The organism is Nonomuraea sp. NPDC047529 (genome assembly GCF_040642995.1).
GTDB lineage: Bacteria > Actinomycetota > Actinomycetes > Streptosporangiales > Streptosporangiaceae > Nonomuraea.
Genome location: NZ_JBEYTJ010000053.1, coordinates 1 through 16335 on the forward strand (window position 1 = coordinate 1; position 16335 = coordinate 16335).

Below are 16335 nucleotides of genomic sequence, written 5' to 3' on the forward strand. Positions count from 1 at the left end.
TGCGGGCACGTCGTACGACGGCGCGGGCGGGGACTTGCCGCAACCCGGCAGGTCGACCCGGATGAGGTGATGGTGGGCGGCCAGTGCCGGGACCAGCGGGCTCCAGAAGCCGCCCGAGGCCCCTGATCCGTGGATGAGCAACAACGGCGGCGCCTGCCGCGGGCCGTCATGGACCACGTGCATCCCATGGGAGTGCTCAATGTCGAATTCACTCATGCGGAGAACGGGCGGCCGGCTGACGGTCTTGGACAAATGTTCCCGCGCAGTCGAAGACCGGCGGCCGTCACCATGACGGCCGTACCGAGGTCCCAAGGCCGGAACACGGGCCCGGCGGGCTCATTCCCGCGCGGCGGGAGCCATGGAGATGTTCCAGAAGCCGGCGTAGCGGCCGCCACGGTCGAGCAGTTCGTCGTGGCTGCCTTCCTCCACGATCCGGCCGCCGTCCAGAAAGACGATGCGGTCGGCGCGCCGGACGGTCCGCATCCGATGCGCCACCATCACCACCGTCCGGCCCGCCATCAGGCGCTGGACGCCCTCGTGGACGGCCGCCTCGTTGACCGGGTCCAGCGCCGAGGTCACCTCGTCCAGCAGCACGATGGGCGCGTTCTTCAGCAGCGCCCGCGCGATCGAGACACGCTGGCGCTCACCACCTGACAGCAGCGCGCCGCCCTCGCCGACGTTCGCCGCCCATCCGCCGGGCAGTCGCTCGATCACTTCGTCCAGACGCGCCGCGGTCGCCGCCGCCCGCACCTCGGCGACGCCCGCGTCGGGACGGCCCAGGCGCACGTTCTCCTCGATCGTGCCGTCGAAGAGGTACACCTCCTGGAAGACGATGGCGATCCGGGCCATCAACGTCTCGGTGCTGATCTGGCGCACGTCCACGCCTCCCACGCGCACCGCGCCGGCGTCCACGTCGTAGAAGCGCGCCAGCAGTTGCAGCAGCGTGCTCTTGCCCGCGCCGGACGGCCCGACGACCGCGAGCCGCTGTCCCTCGGGGACGGTGAGCGACACCTCGTCGAACACCGTGTGCTCGCCGTGCCGGAAGGCGACGGCGTCGAACTCCAGGCCATGGTGCGCCGGCTGGATCGGCTCACGGGGTTCCCACAGCGGCTCGGTGCGCAGCAACGCCTCGAGTCTGGCCAGCTCCGAACGCGCGCCGCGGAGTTTGCCGCCGATGTCCGACAGCGACAGCAGCGGGTCGGCGCAGCGGGCGGCCAGCACCAGGATCGCCAGGATCTCCGCCGCGCCGATGTTCCCGCCGAGCGCGAGGTAGGCGCCCAGGACCAGGAGCCCGGCGAAGATCGCCTGCACGGTGAGCGTCAGCCCCACGGCGCCGGGCAGCGTCGCCAGCACGGTACGGCGGGAGGCGCGCTGGGCCTCCCGAAGCGAGTCGTCGAGCAGCTGGAAGCGTTCGCCGGTCCGGTCGCCGGCCCGCAGCACCGGCTGGGCTTGGAGGAATTCGATCACACGCCCGCCGGCCTCCTGGTCGCGTTCGTGACGGTCGGCGTCGGCGGTGGCCGTCGCGCGTGCCGTCCAGGCCTGGATCGCCGCCATGACGGGTGCGGCGAGCAACGCGGCCAGCCCCATCCGCCAGTTGTAGGCGGTCATCACGGCCACGATGGTCAGGGGCGTGACCAGGGCGGCGATGAACGGTGCCAGCAGATGCGCGGCCACGCCCATGGCTTGCAGGAGGCCGCGGCCGGCCAGGGCGGACACCTCGCCGATGCGAGCGGCGTTGTACCAGCCGAGGGGGAGGCGGGCCAGGTGCTCGCCGAGCCGGTGATACATGCCGCGCAACATGGTGGTCCCGACCCGCATGCCGGACAAGTCGCTGATGTAGCGCAGCACGGCGTAGAGGGCGACCGCGGACCCGAACGCGACCAGCCAGGGCACGGCGTCCGCGGGCGTGCTGCCGAGCAGCGCCCGCAGCACCGGGACCAGCAGCGCGTAGGACAAACCTTCGACCACAGCGGTGATCGTCATCAGGACCACGGTGCGGCGCATCGCCCGGGCGTACTCGTCTCCGAGTACGCGCAGCAGCATTCGGATCATCGGGGTTCGTCTCCTCGCAGCACGCCATCGTGGGTTTCGATCTCGGTGGATCGGTGGGATCGCCAGAACGCGGCGAACTTTCCGCCTCGTGTCAGCAGGTCGGCGGGTCTGCCGCGTTCGACGATCGCTCCGTCCTCCAGCACCACGACGGTGTCGGCGTCGGCGACCGTCTCCAGCCGGTGGGCGATGACGACGATCGTCCGGTCGCCGCTCAGCGTCGCCAGGGCCCGGCGGACCGCCTGTTCGGTCTGCGGGTCGGCGAAGGAGGTCGCTTCGTCCAGCACCAGAACGGGCGCGTCGGCCAGCAGCGCGCGGGCGATCGAGATCCGCTGCGCCTCGCCTCCGGACAGCCTGGCCTCTTCACCGAGCACCGTGTCGTACCCGCGCGGCAGCCGGAGGATGCGGTCGTGGACGCCGGCCAGCCGGGCGGCGCGGATCACGTCGTCGCGGCCGGCCCGCGGCACCGCCAGCGCGATGTTGTCGGCGACCGAGACGCGCAGCAGACGGACGTCCTGGAAGACGAAGGACACCTGCCGATGCAGCTCCCGGCTGCCGATCTCGCGCAGATCGACGCCGCCGAGAAGGATCGAGCCGTGGGTGGGGTCGAAGAACCGCGGCAGCAGCTGGACCAGCGTCGACTTCCCGCTTCCCGACGGCCCGACGACCGCGGTGATCGTCCCCGGCTCCAGCACCAGATCGACGCCGCGCAGCGCCTCGTGGCCGGCCCCATCATCGACCTCGTAGGCGAAGCGGACGTCACGCAGTTCCACCCGGTGCCCCTGCGGCGCACGCGGGTGGGCGGGCTCGGGCAGTGGCCGGACCGCGAGCACGTCTTTGATCCGGCCGACCGCACGGCCGGCGGCCTGCAGGTCGTCGAAGCCGTGGCCGAGCGACGCCACCGGAGCGGTCAGCCCCAGCCCGAGCAGCAGGAACGGCAGCAGATCCGCCGGCGCCAGGCCGCCGGAGGTGATCAGTGCCGTGCCGCCGACCAGCACGACCAGCAGCACGAACGGCGGCGACAGCGCCAGCTGCATCCCGGCGGCGACCACGGACATGCCGCGCACCCAGCGGGAGAAGATGCTGACGAAGTCGTCGGCGGCCGTCAGGAACGTGCGGTGGGCGCGCTCGCCTCCGCCGAACGCCTTGACCACCGAGATGCCTTGCACGAACTCGACGACGGAACTGGCGATCCGTCCCATGGCCGCGTCGTAGGCCTTCTGCTCGTGCGTCCTGGCCGGCAGCATCAGCAGCGGGACCAGCGCCGTCGCCAGCACCACCGGGATCAACGTGATCAGCGTGAGCCGCCAGTCGACGGTGACCAAGTAGATCAGCGACACCAGCGGCACCACGAACGCGGCGACGAGCTCGCCGGGGGCGTGGGCGATGAACGGATGCACGGCGCTCACGTCTTCGCCCACCACCTTGGCCAGCTCGCCGGTGCGGCGCCCGGAGAACCAGCCGATCGGGACGCGTCCCAGCGACGCGGCCAGCTGCCGGCGGAACGTCAGTTGCACCCGGCTGTCGAGAACATGCCCGATCCCCGACGCCGCGGCGGTGAACAGCAGCCGGACCAGCAGGCCGGCCGCACCCGCGATCACCACGGTCCAGACGTGAGCGTGGTCGATCGGGCCGGGCGACAGCAGGGTACGGCCCAGTTCGACGACCGCCAGCAGCGGGGCCAGACCCGCGAGCGCGCCGACGACCTGCAGGAGCACCACGGTCGCGAAACTCCGCACATGAGGGCGCAACAGCCGTGCCATGCTCGGTCCCGCCGCCGCGGGATCGGCATCGGGTCGCTCGATCGTCGGAGCGAGGTCGGTGGTGGTCATCGTTCTCCGGTCTTCGTCAATCTCGATCACGATCCGGCTCGTGGCCGGGCCGTTGGCGGATGAGGGGGATTGAAGGGCAGGGCGCGAACAGGCCTGCTGCTCGGGACGGAAGAAGAGGCGAGGAGGGAAGCCTCGGTCCGCTGCGGTTTCTTCAGAAGGGGCAGGTGTCCGACCTCGACCCGCACGCCGGGGACGACGGAGCCGGTAGCGGAATCTCATGGCCGCCACCGTCGTCTGGGCCAGGGCCGGAATCCCCGTGGTGTCGTCAGGAGTGCTCATGAACCTACTGTCGCCTCGGGTGCGCACCGCTGGATTGGACAAATGTTCCCCTCGCGTGCCCCCTAGCATGGGGAGCATGCGGTCCACGGTGCGCGAACGCGACGACGCCATCGCCTGGAACGTCGCCTCCTCAGTGCGGCGCAGCCGGGTGACGGGTGTCACCATGGCCGGGTTCCGTGACCGCGGCCTAGCTCCGGAGGGTCACCGGCTGATTCCGCACCCGGCCGTGACACTGGCCCTGGACGTGGGGGCCGGCCCGCCCGTCGTTGAGGACGTCGCCGGGCGGCAGCACCGGGGGAGTGTTGTCGCCGGGCTCGGGCTCGGTGGCGCGGTGTGGACGGGAGGCCAGAACATCACGTGTATACAGCTGCGCCTGTCTCCCCTGGTCGCCCGCCGGATTCTGGGCGTCGGACCAGCGGATCTGGACGGCTGCGTGGCGACGCTGGACGACCTGTGGGGGAGGCCGGCGTCACGAATCAGCGAGCAACTGAGCGAAATCTCCTCGTGGCAGGAGCGTTTCGCGTTGATCGAGACGGTGCTCGCCCGTCGGCGTGAGGCGGGGGCGTCGGCCGAGCCGGAGGTGACCTGGGCCTGGCATCGGATCGTGACCAGTCGCGGCCGGATCCGGGTGGAACGGCTGGCGACCGAGCTCGGATGGAGCCGCAAGCGCCTATGGTCGCGGTTCCACGTACAAATCGGCCTGCCACCCAAGCAGGCCGCGAGGCTGGTCCGCTTCGACCATGCCGCTCATCGCCTGGCCGCGGGGCACGACGCGGCCGCGGTCGCGGCGGACGGCGGCTATGCCGACCAGTCTCACCTGCATCGGGACGTCATGGCGTTCGCCGGAGTGACTCCCGCGACCGTGGCCCGCGAACCATTCCTGGCGGTTGACGGCCTCCGCCATGGAGCATCCATGCCGAGCGGGCGCATCCACGCCGAACTACGTTCATATCAGTAGCTCTTCATTGGACGATGCAGCGGCGCTCGGCCTGGTCGCAGACACGGGCGGTGAGTGTCGTCCACGTGCGACCAGGTTGATCACTGGCCGACCGGCGGGCGCCCGCCCGCCGGAACCTCAGTTGTAGGAGCTCATGAGCTCGGTGGCCCAGGCCGGTTGGGTGACCGGATGGCGGGGGGGCGAACTCGATCAGGTACGGCTTGTCCAGATCGGCGACGTGCACGTTCAGGCCGTCCACGGCGAGGAGTCGGCAGCGGGAGACATCAAGACGGTTGGGACGGTATGGCCCCCGGTGGGCGAAGATCCCTACAGGGGCCGCGCCCGGGTTTCCTCGTGGGGGACGGGGATCGGTGCGTACCTTGGCCGGGTCGATCCGATCGAAGAGGAAGACGACCTCCAGGTGGGAGAAGACCGATCAGTCTCAAGCGCCACCTGGACCACGAGCGGCGCTCAGGGCAGGCACCCGGCGTGTCGACCACCACGCCGCCCGAGCTCGACTTGCTCGGGCGGCGTGAGATCTGCCACAGACCTGTGAAAACCCGCGGCCGGAGATGGTCAGGCGTCGCGGCGCAGCGTGAACCAGAAGGTCGGCACCGAGTTGGTGCCCGGCGTGACGTCGAGTAGTTCCCAGCCGGCGAACCTGGCGCGGAGCTCGTCGGCTGTGACGCCCGCCGCCCACGACTTGACCTCGGGCATCGGACTGCCGAGCGGCTCGGGGCCGTACCCGAACATCAGCAACCGTGCTCCGGGAGCGGCGCGGTCGGTGAGCCCGGCGACGTAGGCGTCGCGGCGGTGCAGCGGGACCCCGCAATAACAGCTCAGGTCGAAGAACAGGTCGAAGGGGCCCGGCACGTCCAACTCGTCGAGGCGGGTGGCGTCTCCGTGCAGCAGCCGTACCGCCACTCCCGCCTGCGCAGCCTTCTCCCTGGCCTGGTCGACGGCGCGGTCGATCAGGTCGACGGCCGCCACATCCCAGCCGTGCCGCGCGAGGTAGATGGCGTTGGTCCCCGTACCGCAGCCGAGTTCGAGGACGCGGCCGGGCGGCAGCGCCTCGTGCCCCTCCACCAGGGCGACCAATTCGGGCGGCGTCACGCCGGTGTCCCACGGCGCCTTGCCGGCGCGGTAGAAGCCCTCCAGCGCGCGGCGAACGGACTCCTCCTCGTGGTCTTGCCGCGTTGGGGCCAGGTCCGGTTCCGGCGTCTGGGCGGCGTTGAGCTGGTCCATCGTCTCCTCCAAGAATCTAGAGCTGAACTCTAGTGACATTATCTAGAGATATACTCGCAATATGGACCAAGTCAAACGGCCGGACAAGCGAGCCGAGCGCTCACGCCGCACCCGTGAGAAGATCGTCGAGGCGGCTCGCGAGCTGTTCGTCGCGCAGGGTTACGGGGCGACGAACCTGCAGGAGGTCGCGGACCGGGCGGGCGTGGCCGTCCAGACGGTCTACTTCGTCTTCCGCAACAAGCGCACGCTGTTCAAGGACGTCGTCGACACATCCATCGCCGGGGACAGCGAGCCGGTCGCCACCATGGATCGTGAGTGGTTTCGCGCCGCGTGCGCCGAGCCCACCGCAGCCGGGCAATTGCGCGCGCACGTCCACGGCACCCGCGAGATCCTGGGCCGGGTCGCCCCGATCATGCCGCTGATCGCGGCTGCCGCGGCCACCGACCCCGAGATCGCCGCACAGTGGCCGGACGGCCCCGACCCGCGTTACACCGTCCAGTACGCAGCGGCCGAAGCCCTGGCCCGCAAGCCCGACGCCCGTCCCGGCCTCTCCGTCGAGATGGCGGCGGACCTGCTGTTCGGCCTGCTCAGCCCGCAGCTCTACCTGATCTTCGTCCGCGACCGCGACTGGTCACCGGACACGTGGGAAGAGTGGGCCCGCACCGCCTTGACCTCCCAACTCTGTGCCGACCCCGGCTGAGCGGACGGACGTCACGGTGGTCCGCCGGCCCGCAACGCTGGTGGCCAACCACCTGGCCGGCCTTCGAGACTGGTAGAAGTCGTTGATCAAGTGGTCTGTATTCGAGCCAGTCACGCTGAGGGCGTTCACTGTGAGTGGTCATTGGGGGCGTAGCGGTTCCAGGTGCAGCCTGCGTCAGCGGCCACTCGGGTGGTGGTCTTGTCGTGGAAGCCGAGGGCCCTGGCAATGACCGCTGCGGGCGCCTGGAGGACGAGTTGGCGCAGTGCTGCCGGGCGTGCGGTACCGGTGAGGAATCCAGCGAGACGTAGATGTTCGCGAAGGGTGCCGGGGTTGGCGGGTTGGTCGGCTCGGCGGCCGGGAAAGAGCCGGCGGGCAGCGGGGTTGGTGGCGGTGTTCAGATGGGGCCGTCCGGGCCGTCCAGCAGCTCACCCAAAAGAACCAGGAGCTGAGGGCGCAGTTGGAGCTGCCCGGACCGACCGTCACTTCGCTGCACCGTCGGCGCTGAGGGACGTGCCGGTCCGCTGCTCTCGCCGTGATCCGCCCGGCGAGAGGCTGCCGATGACGCCAAGGGCCTGGCCGATGAACCATGAAGTCACGACGCAGGGCGCAGGTCTATTGTTTGACCATGGCCTTCGGGGGTGAGATCCGCAACGGCGCCGGCGACGGCAGACAGCCTGAACAGGTCTGGATCCCTGTCGGGCTCGTGCTGCTGGTCGGGCCGCCGGCCTCGGGCAAGAGCTCTTTCATTCAGGCGCTGATCGACCAAGACAAGATCGATCCTGAGGCCGTCGTGTCCAGCGACGCCATCGCCGAGCACTACCGCAACACTTCTGTTGACCGTGAATCAGCCGACCCACAGATCTTCCAGGAGCGAGATCGCCGAGTCACTGCGCGACTTGCGTCCGGCCGCACCGCGATCGCCGAGTCAACCAACGTGCTCCCTCACGCGCGCGCCAGACTGCTCGCCATAGCCGACCGGCTTCAGATGCCGGTCACCGCACTACGCTTCATCCAGTCCGAGAAGGTCCTGCTGGAGCAGAACCAGGAACGGAGGAATGCCGTGCCTGCAGCCGAGGTCTCCCGCTACGCGGAACTCATGGCCAAGCATGCCGGCACCGGTCAGCTCTACGCAGAAGGCATGTCATTGGTGCAGGACATACCCGGACGCGCGCAACACCGCACCCCCTCCCAGGCTGCGCGGCTCTTCGAGTTCCGCACGGCCAGATGAACACCCGGGCGATACTCGGCCTGGCCGCCGGGACGAGGCCACCGCCCGGACCACCGCTACGTACGACCGCATCGCCCCTTTCTTCGCCTCCGGCTCCGAGAATCCCGACGCCGCGTTCCGCGCCTTTCGAGCGCGCTTCGCTGCCGCGCTGCCCGCCGGAGGACGCTTCGCCGACCTAGGACGCGGCCCGGGAAGGGACGCGGCCATCCGCTTCGTCCTCGGCCTCGTCCGCCGGAAGCCGTCCGCCGTCGAGCAGAAGTCCGAGAAAGGGACGGGCCGGAAAGGGGATTTTGTGGTATTTGTGTGATCTAGGCATTGGGTCGAGCAGGGAACAGACGTGATCCATGAGCGGCTGATGATCTCGCCGACACTCGTCGGCCGCGCCGGTGAGCTGGCCCAGCTGACCGAGACCGTCTCCAACACCCCAGCGGTCGCCGTGGTCGAGGGCGAGGCGGGCATCGGCAAGACCCGCCTGGTGGCCGAGCTGTCCCGGACCGGTCTCCGCATCCTGACCGGCGGCTGCGCCAGGATCAGGGAGCCGTTCCCCCTCGGCCCGATCGTCGAGGCGCTGCGCGAGGTGCCCGATGACCTGACCGGGCTGTCAGCGGTCGCGGGCGCGCTGCGCCCGCTCCTGCCTGAGCTGGCCGAACGCCTGCCGGAGCCCCCCGAGCCCCTGGACGACCGCGCGGGCGAGCGCCACCGGGTGTTCCGCGGCCTGAGTGAGCTCCTGCGCGCGCTGGGCCAGGCCGTGCTGGTCGTGGAGGACTTGCACTGGGCCGACGAGCATACCGTGGAGTTCCTCGGCTACCTGCTGTCCGACCCGCCCCGGGACCTGGCCGTGGTCCTGACCTACCGCGGCGATGAGGCCTCCGCCGACCTGCGTGCGGTGACGGCCCGCCTGCCGCGCGCCGTCGCCCACGCCCGCGTACGGCTGGCGCCCATGGACGTGGCGCAGACCAGGGCGCTGGCGGCGGCGATCTTGGACACCGAGGAGATCTCGCTCGACTTCGCCGAGCACCTGTGCGAGCGGGCCTCCGGCGTCCCGCTGGCGGTGCAGGAGCTGGTGGCGCTGCTGCGCCAGCGCGGGACGCTCATGCACCGGGGCGGGGAGTGGGCGCGCAGGACCATCGCCAGGCTCGACGTGCCGGCGGGCGTGCGCGACCCGGTGCTGGAGCGGGTGGGCCGCCTGTCGCCGCAGGCCGAGGCAGTGGTCAGGGCGGCCTCGGTGCTGCAGGAGCCGATGCCGGTGGAGGTGCTGGCGGCCACCGCCCGCCTGCCGTATGAGAGCGCGCTGGACGGGCTGGACGAGGCGGTGGAGCACGGCCTGCTGACCGCGCGCGGTGAGACGGCGGCGTTCCGGCACGTGCTGGCGGCGCAGGCGGTGTACGAGGACATTCCGGCGGCCAGGCGGCGCGACCTGCACGCCAGGGCCGCCGCCGCGGTGGAGGCGATGCCGTCGGTGCCGCTGGGGCAACTGGCCCACCACCACCGGCGCGCCGGGCACATGGCGGCCTGGGTGGAGGCCGCCGAACGAGCCGCCGACCAGGCGCTGCGGCTGGGCGACGACGCCGAGGTGGTCAGGATCCTGGAGGCGGTCCTGCGGCACGCTCCGCTGGAGGCGGAGCACCGCGGGCGGCTGACGGTCAAGCTCGGCTGGGCGGCCGAGGGGCTGCTGCACATTCCCGACGTCATCGACCTGCTGGCCCTGGCATTGGACCAGGGCCCCTCGCCGGTGCTGCGCGCCGAGCTGACCCTGCTGTTGCTCTATCTGAAGGATGCGACAGGACAGGAGCCCGGCCCCTGGTTCGAGGCGCTGACCGCGGCCGTGGCGGACCTGGACATCGAGGCCCAGCCCGAGCTGGCGGTGCGGATAATGACCGTCCTGAGCATGGGGCGGGACGCCAGAACCGCCGACCGGCACTGGATGGACAGGACGCTGGCCGTCCTGCCCGCGGTCAAGAACGCGCCCCTGCAGATCTTCGTGCTCGGCAAGATCACCAGCAGTATGGTGCTGGTGGGCGACCCGCGCTGGGCCGAGCTGATCGAGGAGGTGCGCGGGAGCCTCGGGCACCGGTCCTGGCACCGAGCGAAGGTCAACGCCTACTACTCGATCGGCTCGGCGCTGGCCTTCGTCGGTGACCACGTCCAGGCACAGACGATACTACGGGTGGCCCTGGAGGGCGCGGCCCCCCTGGCCGAGGTGAGCGGCGGGGACATGATCGACCGGTGCCGTTCCGCGCTGGCGGTGGCCGACTACTGCGCGGGCTCCTGGGACGGACTGACCACCGAGACGGCCATGCTGGCCGAGCGGCTCAGCGAGCGGCCCAAGGACAGGTACGCGGCGGCGACCGTGACCGCCTGCCTGGCGCTGGCCCGCACCGACGCGGCCGGCGCCGAGTTCGGCATCCGCCAGGTGATGACCGAGGTCCCGGGCACCATGGACGAGACGACGCTGCTGATCACCGCGCTGCTGCGCCAGGCCGTCGCGCGCGGCGAGCCGGACCGGGCGGTGGCGGAGGTCCTGCCGCTGATCGAGTCGTGGTTCGAGCGCGGCCTGGGGCCCTCAGAGGTGCGGACCGTGCCCGCCCTGGCCGAGGCGATGGTGGCGGCCGGGCGTGCCGCGGAGGCCGCGGACCTGGTGAACCGCTCCGAACGGGCGATGGCGGGCCTGCACGCGCCGCTTGCTCCCGCCGCGCTGCGTCACGCCCGCGGCGTCCTCGACCCCTCCGGCGGTCACCTCACCGCCGCGGCCGAGCTCTACGAGGCCATCCAGTGCCCGTACGAGGCGGCCCAGGCCAGGGAGCAGGCCGGGACCGATGAGCAGCTCAGGCGGGCCATCGAGACCTACGAGGCGCTCGGCGCCCGCTGGGACCTGGACCGCGCGGCTCGCCTGGCGCGCGAGCGCGGCCTGTCGCTGCCCGCCAGGCACCGGGGCGGCACCCGCGGCTACGGCGACGCCCTGTCACCCCGCGAGCGGGACGTCGCGCGGCTGGCCGCCTCCGGGCTGACCAACAAGGAGATCGCGCAGGAGCTGTTCCTGTCGGCCAAGACAGTGGAGCGGCATCTCAGCGCCGTCCTGCGCAAGCTGAACCTGCGCTCGCGGATCGAGCTGGCCCTTATGGGGGACGCCGCCACGGCGGAATGAGGGATCTCCCGCATAGCTAGCTGAATGTCCTATTCGTCACGCTCTTCGCATGTCCGACGTACACGAGGCCGAGGACGAGCCCGTCGAGGACGAGCTCACCGAGGACGAAGGCGCGGAGATCGCGCCTGAAGAAGGCGCAAGCGAAGACGACAAGGACGGCTGGGTCAAGGCATGAACAAGTTAACCTCCCGGCTGGGCGCGGCCTGCCTCGCGCTCACGCTGGTCACCGGGCTCGGCACCGCCGAGGCCACGACAGAACCCCCGCCGAAGGCCGCGACCGGGCCCGGCGCCACGGTCACGCTGGTGACCGGTGACAAGGTGCAGGTGGACCTCACCGGCAGCGCCACCATCATCGACCCGGGTAATGGCGTGTTCGCCCAGCTCACCCTGAACGGCGACGAGTACGTCATCCCCGCCGAGGCCGCCCCCTTCCTGGGCAGCACGCTGGACGTCCGCCTGTTCAACGTCAGTTACCTGGTGCGCGCCGGGCTGGACGACGCGCACGCCGACGCCCTGCCGGTCAAGGTCGAGTCGGGCGGCGTGGCCACGCTCGGCCCGCAGTCCAGGACCCTGGCCAAGAAGGACGCCGAAGGCTTCGGCCAGGAGCTGGCCGGCAAGTGGAAGGCCGGGCAGAAGCCGGGCACCGGCCGCATCACGCTGGCCCAGCCCGAAGGCGCCCCGGCCCTGCCCGCCGATCCGATGGCGGCGCCGGCCGACTATCCCGAGTACCACACGGTCACCGTCGACTCCATCGACCGCACCGGCAAGCCCGGCGTCATGCTCGGCTCCATCCACAGCCTGGACGACCCGACGTTCACGCTGTTCCAGGTGGGCGACGGCGTGGAGGGCACCTCCCAGGCCGTCTTCAGCGTGCCGGCGGGCCACTACAGCATCGAGGCCAGCGTCCTGACCGGACCGGTCCTGGACATGGGCTCCACCGGCGCCCTGGTGATCGAGCCGGAGTTCTCCGTCACCGAGGACATGTCGCTCACGCTGGACGCGCGCAAGGCCGTGCCGTACGAGACGACGATCGAGGGCGTGCCCGAGACCGCCGACACGCAGTACGACCTCATCACCTACAACCGCACCACCGTCCAGGGCGACCAGGTCGGCAACCCGCCCTTCGGCAACTCGGTCACGGCGCTGTTCCTCATGCGCCTGGTCTCCGGAGGGGACTTCGGGGTCCACACCCTGTACGCCACGCCGACCAGGCGCGTGACCAAGGGCAGCCTGGACTTCCTGGCCATGACCTCGATCGGCGGTCCCACCGGGGCCGATCCCACGTACAAGGTGGCCTTCCACGAGCCCGGCGGCGTGCCGGCCTCACTCACCCGCACGGTCAGGCGCTCGGACCTGACGACCGTGGACTCCACGATCCACAACACTCCGGGAGCCACCTCCCAGCACCCAGAGCTCCTGAGCACGGTCTACCTGCCGTGGACGCAGACCACCTTCGGCGTCACCAGCCCCCTGTACGGCGGCAAGCGCACCGACTACTGGTACAGCAACGCCCCCGGCAAGGTCTCCTGGGAGCCCATCCTGCGACCGGACCTGGGGCTGCGCCTGTTGGGGGAGCGCCGGCTGATCCGGCCGGGCCAGCACCTCACCGAGACCTGGAACAAGGGACCGCAGGTGCCCTCCAGCAGTGCACCGTACGTGCAGGAGGCCCTGATCGGGATCCAGAACACCCCTGACACGAACGTCACCAGCGCGCTGCAGCAGGTGTGCGTGGCCTGCCGGCAGGGCGATCTGGGCCTGCTGTACCTCAACCCGTACGCCGACTCCACCGCCGGCCACTACCGCTCGGCCCTCGACGGACTCGCGAAGGTGGAGTTCTACCGCGACGGCGCGCTCGCCTTCACCTCGGCGACCCGGGGCGACGGCACACGCCTCACGCAGCTGCTGGACCTGCCGCTGCTGCCGCAGCCCGCCGAATACCGGCTGAAGGTGACCGGCGACAACCCTGGCGTGGAGGACGCGACCAGCACCACCGACTGGACCTTCCGCACCACGAACCGCGACCGGTCGGCCGATCTGCCCGACCAGGCGATGTGCGCACCCGACCCCACCCGCCGCTGCTCGTTCCTGCCCCTTCTGTTCGTACGGCCCGACCTGCCGCTGGACATCGACAACGCCACCCCCGCCGGCGAGCCGTTCGAGGTGGCCTTCACGGTGCGGCACCAGCAGTACCAGGACGACCCCAGCAGGGTGAACGCCACCGTCTCCGTCTCCTACGACGGCGGCACGACGTGGTCGGAGCCCCAGACCGCGAACCGGGGACGCGACGGCCGCTTCACCACGACCCTCACCAGCCCTGGCAGCGACGGGTACGCCGCCCTGCGGATCAAGGCCGTAGACCACGACGGCAACGCCGTCGAGCAGACCAACCTCCGCGCCTACCGGCTCGCACCGAAGGACCAGTGACCGTGATCATCTCCCGGCTGCTCCCCGCGATCGTGCTCGGCCTGACTCTGCTGGTGCCGGCGTCGGCTCAGGCCGCCGGCGACTGCTCCACCCCCGACTGCCTGCTGAAGGTCACCTCCAAGTCCGACGCGAACGTCAGCGACGGGCTCAAGGCGGCCGACCTGCAGGACGCCTACAAGCTGCCCTCGTCCTGGCTGGGCGGCGGCCAGACCCTCGCGGTCGTGGTCCCGTACGGCCATCCCAGCGCCGAGCGCGACCTGAACGAGTATCGCAAGGGCAACGACCTGCCGCTGTGCGATGAGATGTTCCCCTGCTTCCGTCACGTGGACCAGCGCGGCGGCACCACCAGGCCACCGACCCACAACGGCTACGCGCTGCACACCGCGGCCGGGCTCGACCTGGGCTCGGCCGCCTGCCCCAATTGCAAGCTGCTGCTGGTCGAGGCCGACGACGAGACGCCGGCCAGCATAGGCGCTGCGGTCGACCAGGCGGTCGTCCAGGGCGCTGACGCGGTCTCGGTGATGACCGGCTTCTACGAGTACGCCGGCCAGCGGGCCGACGCGGCGCACTACGACCACCCCGGTGTCCCGATCGTCGCGGGCGGCGGCAGCGGGTTCGGCAACGGCGTGGGCAGGCAGATGGTCCCGGCCGCCTACGGATCGGTGATCGCGGTGGGCGCGACCACCCTGTGGCGTGACCCGGGCAACGCGCGCGGCTGGAGCGAGATGGCCTCCTCGGGGTCCGGCTCGGGCTGCTCGGTGTACGAGGCGCGCCCGGCCTGGCAGCCGAAGGGGCAGTGCGGCGCCAAGCGCACGGTCGCCGACGTGGCCGCGGTGGGCGATGCCCGCTCGCCCGTGCAGCTCTACGAGAGCACCTCTTGGGGCGGCTGGATCGGCGTCAGCGGCACCCCGATCAGCGTCGCGCTGATCGGCGGCGTGTACGCGCTGGGCGACAACGGCCAGGAGATCGTGCCCGGCCAGAAGCTCTACGGCTCCGGCCAGTACCTGTTCGACATCACCACCGGCGCCAACGGGGCCTGCGGCGGCTCGCCGCTGTGCACCGCCAGGCGCGGACACGACGGGCCCACCGGCATGGGCGTACCCAACGGCATCGGCGCCTTCTGAGGAGCATTCGTGCGCAGCATACGCAGAACCGCGGTCGCCCTGGCGGCGACGGCATTGACCACCGCGCTCACGACCGGCGCGGCGACGGCGGCCTCGGCCGCCGCCTGCACCCCCACCTGGAAGTTGCTCGACGTGCCCGCCATCCCCGACGGCGGCGTCTCGGTGGCCCACGCGTCGTCCGTCTCATCCAAGCAGGCGGTGTTCACCACCGAGGGTGACCGCACGTCCGCCACCCTGACCTCGGACGGCAGGTCGGTCAAGCTCCTGCCCAAGCAGATCCCGCACGCGGCCATGGCCCCTGGCGGCGCCTGGGAGACGACCTTCGACTCGACGTCCAGCGGGTGGGCGCGCTACCAGTTCCGCTACGGCGACACCTACGGCAGCGGCGTCCCGGTCTTCGCGCGCCTGGACGGCGGGCGGTGGACCTTCGTGCCCACCGCGATCTCCCCCGACCCCACCGCGACCAGGCCCAATCTTCAGTCCATCGACTCGGTCTCGCCCTCGGTCGCCTGGACCGTCGGTGAGTACACCACACAGAGCGCGGACTCCGCCGGCGCCGCCATCCAGCAGTGGAACGGCAGAGTCTGGAAGAACGTCGACCACCCGGCGACGACCCGGGCGAACGCGACCCTGCGCGCTGTGCACGCGCGGTCCCGTGACGACGTCTGGGCGGTCGGCAGGCAGTACACCGACCCCGCGCGGATCGAGTCGCTGATCCTGCACTACGACGGGAAGGCGTGGAGGGAAATGCCCGGCGTGCCCGGGCTGCTCGCCGAGCTCGTCTCCGTCAGCGCTCGTGCCGCCGACGACGTCTGGGCGGTCGGCTACGAGCGGAAGCCGGGCACCTTCGCCCCCGTGGCGCTGCACTGGGACGGCAAGTCCTGGAGTGCCGCGCCCACGCCGTCGGCGGCCTGGACCTCGCCCTTCTCTGTCTATGCCGCGGGCCCCAACGACGTGTGGATCACCGCGACGTCGCCGGCCGACGGCTCGTCGCAGCCCCCGCTGCAGCACTGGGACGGCAAGTCCTGGACGGACGTGCGGCCCGAGGGCGTCCAGGCGCCCGGCTCGGCGTACATCTACACCGCGCTGACCGGCTCCGGGCCCAAGGACGTCTGGGCGAGCGGCCAGATTCTCAACGGCACTGGCTGGGAGACCACTTCACAGCCACTCGTCGCGCACCTGAGCTGCGAAGGACGCTGACATGAAAATCATCACTTCAGCGGTGGGCGCGCTCATGGCCGCCTCCCTCCTGGCCCCCGCCGCGGCGGCCCCCGCCCCCGGCGGCGGCGCCCCCCCCGCGGATACGCGACCCCGGGGCCGGGGGGGAGTCGCGGCCAAACCCCCCAACGACCCCCCCCACCCGTGCGGGCAG

General features: G+C 71.1%; 13 protein-coding genes. 8 read left to right on the forward strand and 5 right to left on the reverse strand.

What is annotated here, in order from left to right; genetic code table 11:
- From ABZ815_RS46845 to ABZ815_RS46855, 3 genes are all read right to left on the reverse strand, one after another.
- A partial coding sequence (locus ABZ815_RS46845; RefSeq protein WP_357708343.1) for an alpha/beta fold hydrolase occupies positions 1 to 216 on the reverse strand: 216 nt, incomplete at its 3' end.
- A gap of 120 nt (positions 217 to 336) precedes the next feature.
- A complete protein-coding gene (locus ABZ815_RS46850) occupies positions 337 to 2052 on the reverse strand; it encodes an ABC transporter ATP-binding protein (RefSeq protein ID WP_357708344.1) in 1716 nt (571 codons plus the stop codon).
- On the reverse strand, positions 2049 to 3770 hold the full coding sequence (locus ABZ815_RS46855; RefSeq protein ID WP_357708346.1) for an ABC transporter ATP-binding protein: 1722 nt from the start codon (positions 3768 to 3770) through the stop codon (positions 2049 to 2051). Before ABZ815_RS46855 ends, ABZ815_RS46850 begins: the two co-directional genes overlap by 4 nt.
- Positions 3771 to 4236: 466 nt before the next feature.
- On the opposite strand from ABZ815_RS46855, the gene ABZ815_RS46860 reads away from it, so the two are divergent.
- Positions 4237 to 5118 (forward strand): helix-turn-helix domain-containing protein, encoded by an 882-nt coding sequence (locus ABZ815_RS46860; RefSeq protein ID WP_357708348.1) that lies wholly within the window; start codon positions 4237 to 4239, stop codon positions 5116 to 5118.
- A gap of 4 nt (positions 5119 to 5122) precedes the next feature.
- Here the strand turns inward: ABZ815_RS46860 and ABZ815_RS46865 are convergent, their stop codons facing one another.
- Together ABZ815_RS46865 and ABZ815_RS46870 are read right to left on the reverse strand one after the other, a co-directional pair.
- Complete coding sequence (locus ABZ815_RS46865) at positions 5123 to 5518, reverse strand: TrmO family methyltransferase (RefSeq protein ID WP_357708421.1); 396 nt, start codon at positions 5516 to 5518, stop codon at positions 5123 to 5125.
- Between the two features lie 155 nt (positions 5519 to 5673).
- On the reverse strand, positions 5674 to 6342 hold the full coding sequence (locus ABZ815_RS46870) for a class I SAM-dependent methyltransferase (RefSeq protein ID WP_357708349.1): 669 nt from the start codon (positions 6340 to 6342) through the stop codon (positions 5674 to 5676).
- 61 nt (positions 6343 to 6403) lie between these two features.
- Here ABZ815_RS46870 and ABZ815_RS46875 point away from each other — a divergent pair, with 61 nt between their 5' ends.
- The 7 genes from ABZ815_RS46875 (at position 6404) to ABZ815_RS46905 (ending at position 16163) form a co-directional block, all read left to right on the forward strand.
- Positions 6404 to 7042, forward strand: a complete 639-nt coding sequence (locus ABZ815_RS46875) for a helix-turn-helix domain-containing protein (RefSeq protein WP_357708351.1) — start codon at positions 6404 to 6406, stop codon at positions 7040 to 7042.
- A gap of 625 nt (positions 7043 to 7667) precedes the next feature.
- Positions 7668 to 8270, forward strand: coding sequence for an ATP-binding protein (locus tag ABZ815_RS46880; RefSeq protein ID WP_357708353.1), 603 nt, complete (start codon positions 7668 to 7670; stop codon positions 8268 to 8270).
- Positions 8271 to 8607: 337 nt separating this feature from the next.
- A complete protein-coding gene (locus tag ABZ815_RS46885) occupies positions 8608 to 11415 on the forward strand; it encodes an AAA family ATPase (protein ID WP_357708354.1) in 2808 nt (935 codons plus the stop codon).
- Between the two features lie 49 nt (positions 11416 to 11464).
- Positions 11465 to 11590: a hypothetical protein gene (locus ABZ815_RS46890; RefSeq protein ID WP_357708355.1), complete on the forward strand. Its 126-nt coding sequence runs from the start codon at positions 11465 to 11467 to the stop codon at positions 11588 to 11590.
- Entirely contained in the window at positions 11587 to 13839 is a 2253-nt protein-coding gene (locus tag ABZ815_RS46895; protein ID WP_357708356.1) for a hypothetical protein, read from the forward strand. Before ABZ815_RS46890 ends, ABZ815_RS46895 begins: the two co-directional genes overlap by 4 nt.
- Positions 13836 to 14963 (forward strand): hypothetical protein, encoded by a 1128-nt coding sequence (locus tag ABZ815_RS46900; RefSeq protein WP_357708358.1) that lies wholly within the window; start codon positions 13836 to 13838, stop codon positions 14961 to 14963. Before ABZ815_RS46895 ends, ABZ815_RS46900 begins: the two co-directional genes overlap by 4 nt.
- A 9-nt stretch (positions 14964 to 14972) precedes the next feature.
- Entirely contained in the window at positions 14973 to 16163 is a 1191-nt protein-coding gene (locus ABZ815_RS46905) for a hypothetical protein (protein WP_357708360.1), read from the forward strand.
- Positions 16164 to 16335: the final 172 nt, after the last annotated feature.

What these genes read in the sequence shown, in the direction of transcription:
- ABZ815_RS46890 (WP_357708355.1), top strand. Translation starts at nt 11,465, where the DNA reads ATGTCCGACGTACACGAGGCCGAGGACGAGCCCGTCGAGGACGAGCTC.
- ABZ815_RS46870 (WP_357708349.1), bottom strand. Translation starts at nt 6,342, where the DNA reads ATGGACCAGCTCAACGCCGCCCAGACGCCGGAACCGGACCTGGCCCCA.
- ABZ815_RS46895 (WP_357708356.1), top strand. Translation starts at nt 11,587, where the DNA reads ATGAACAAGTTAACCTCCCGGCTGGGCGCGGCCTGCCTCGCGCTCACG.
- ABZ815_RS46880 (WP_357708353.1), top strand. Translation starts at nt 7,668, where the DNA reads ATGGCCTTCGGGGGTGAGATCCGCAACGGCGCCGGCGACGGCAGACAG.
- ABZ815_RS46875 (WP_357708351.1), top strand. Translation starts at nt 6,404, where the DNA reads ATGGACCAAGTCAAACGGCCGGACAAGCGAGCCGAGCGCTCACGCCGC.
- ABZ815_RS46860 (WP_357708348.1), top strand. Translation starts at nt 4,237, where the DNA reads ATGCGGTCCACGGTGCGCGAACGCGACGACGCCATCGCCTGGAACGTC.
- ABZ815_RS46850 (WP_357708344.1), bottom strand. Translation starts at nt 2,052, where the DNA reads ATGATCCGAATGCTGCTGCGCGTACTCGGAGACGAGTACGCCCGGGCG.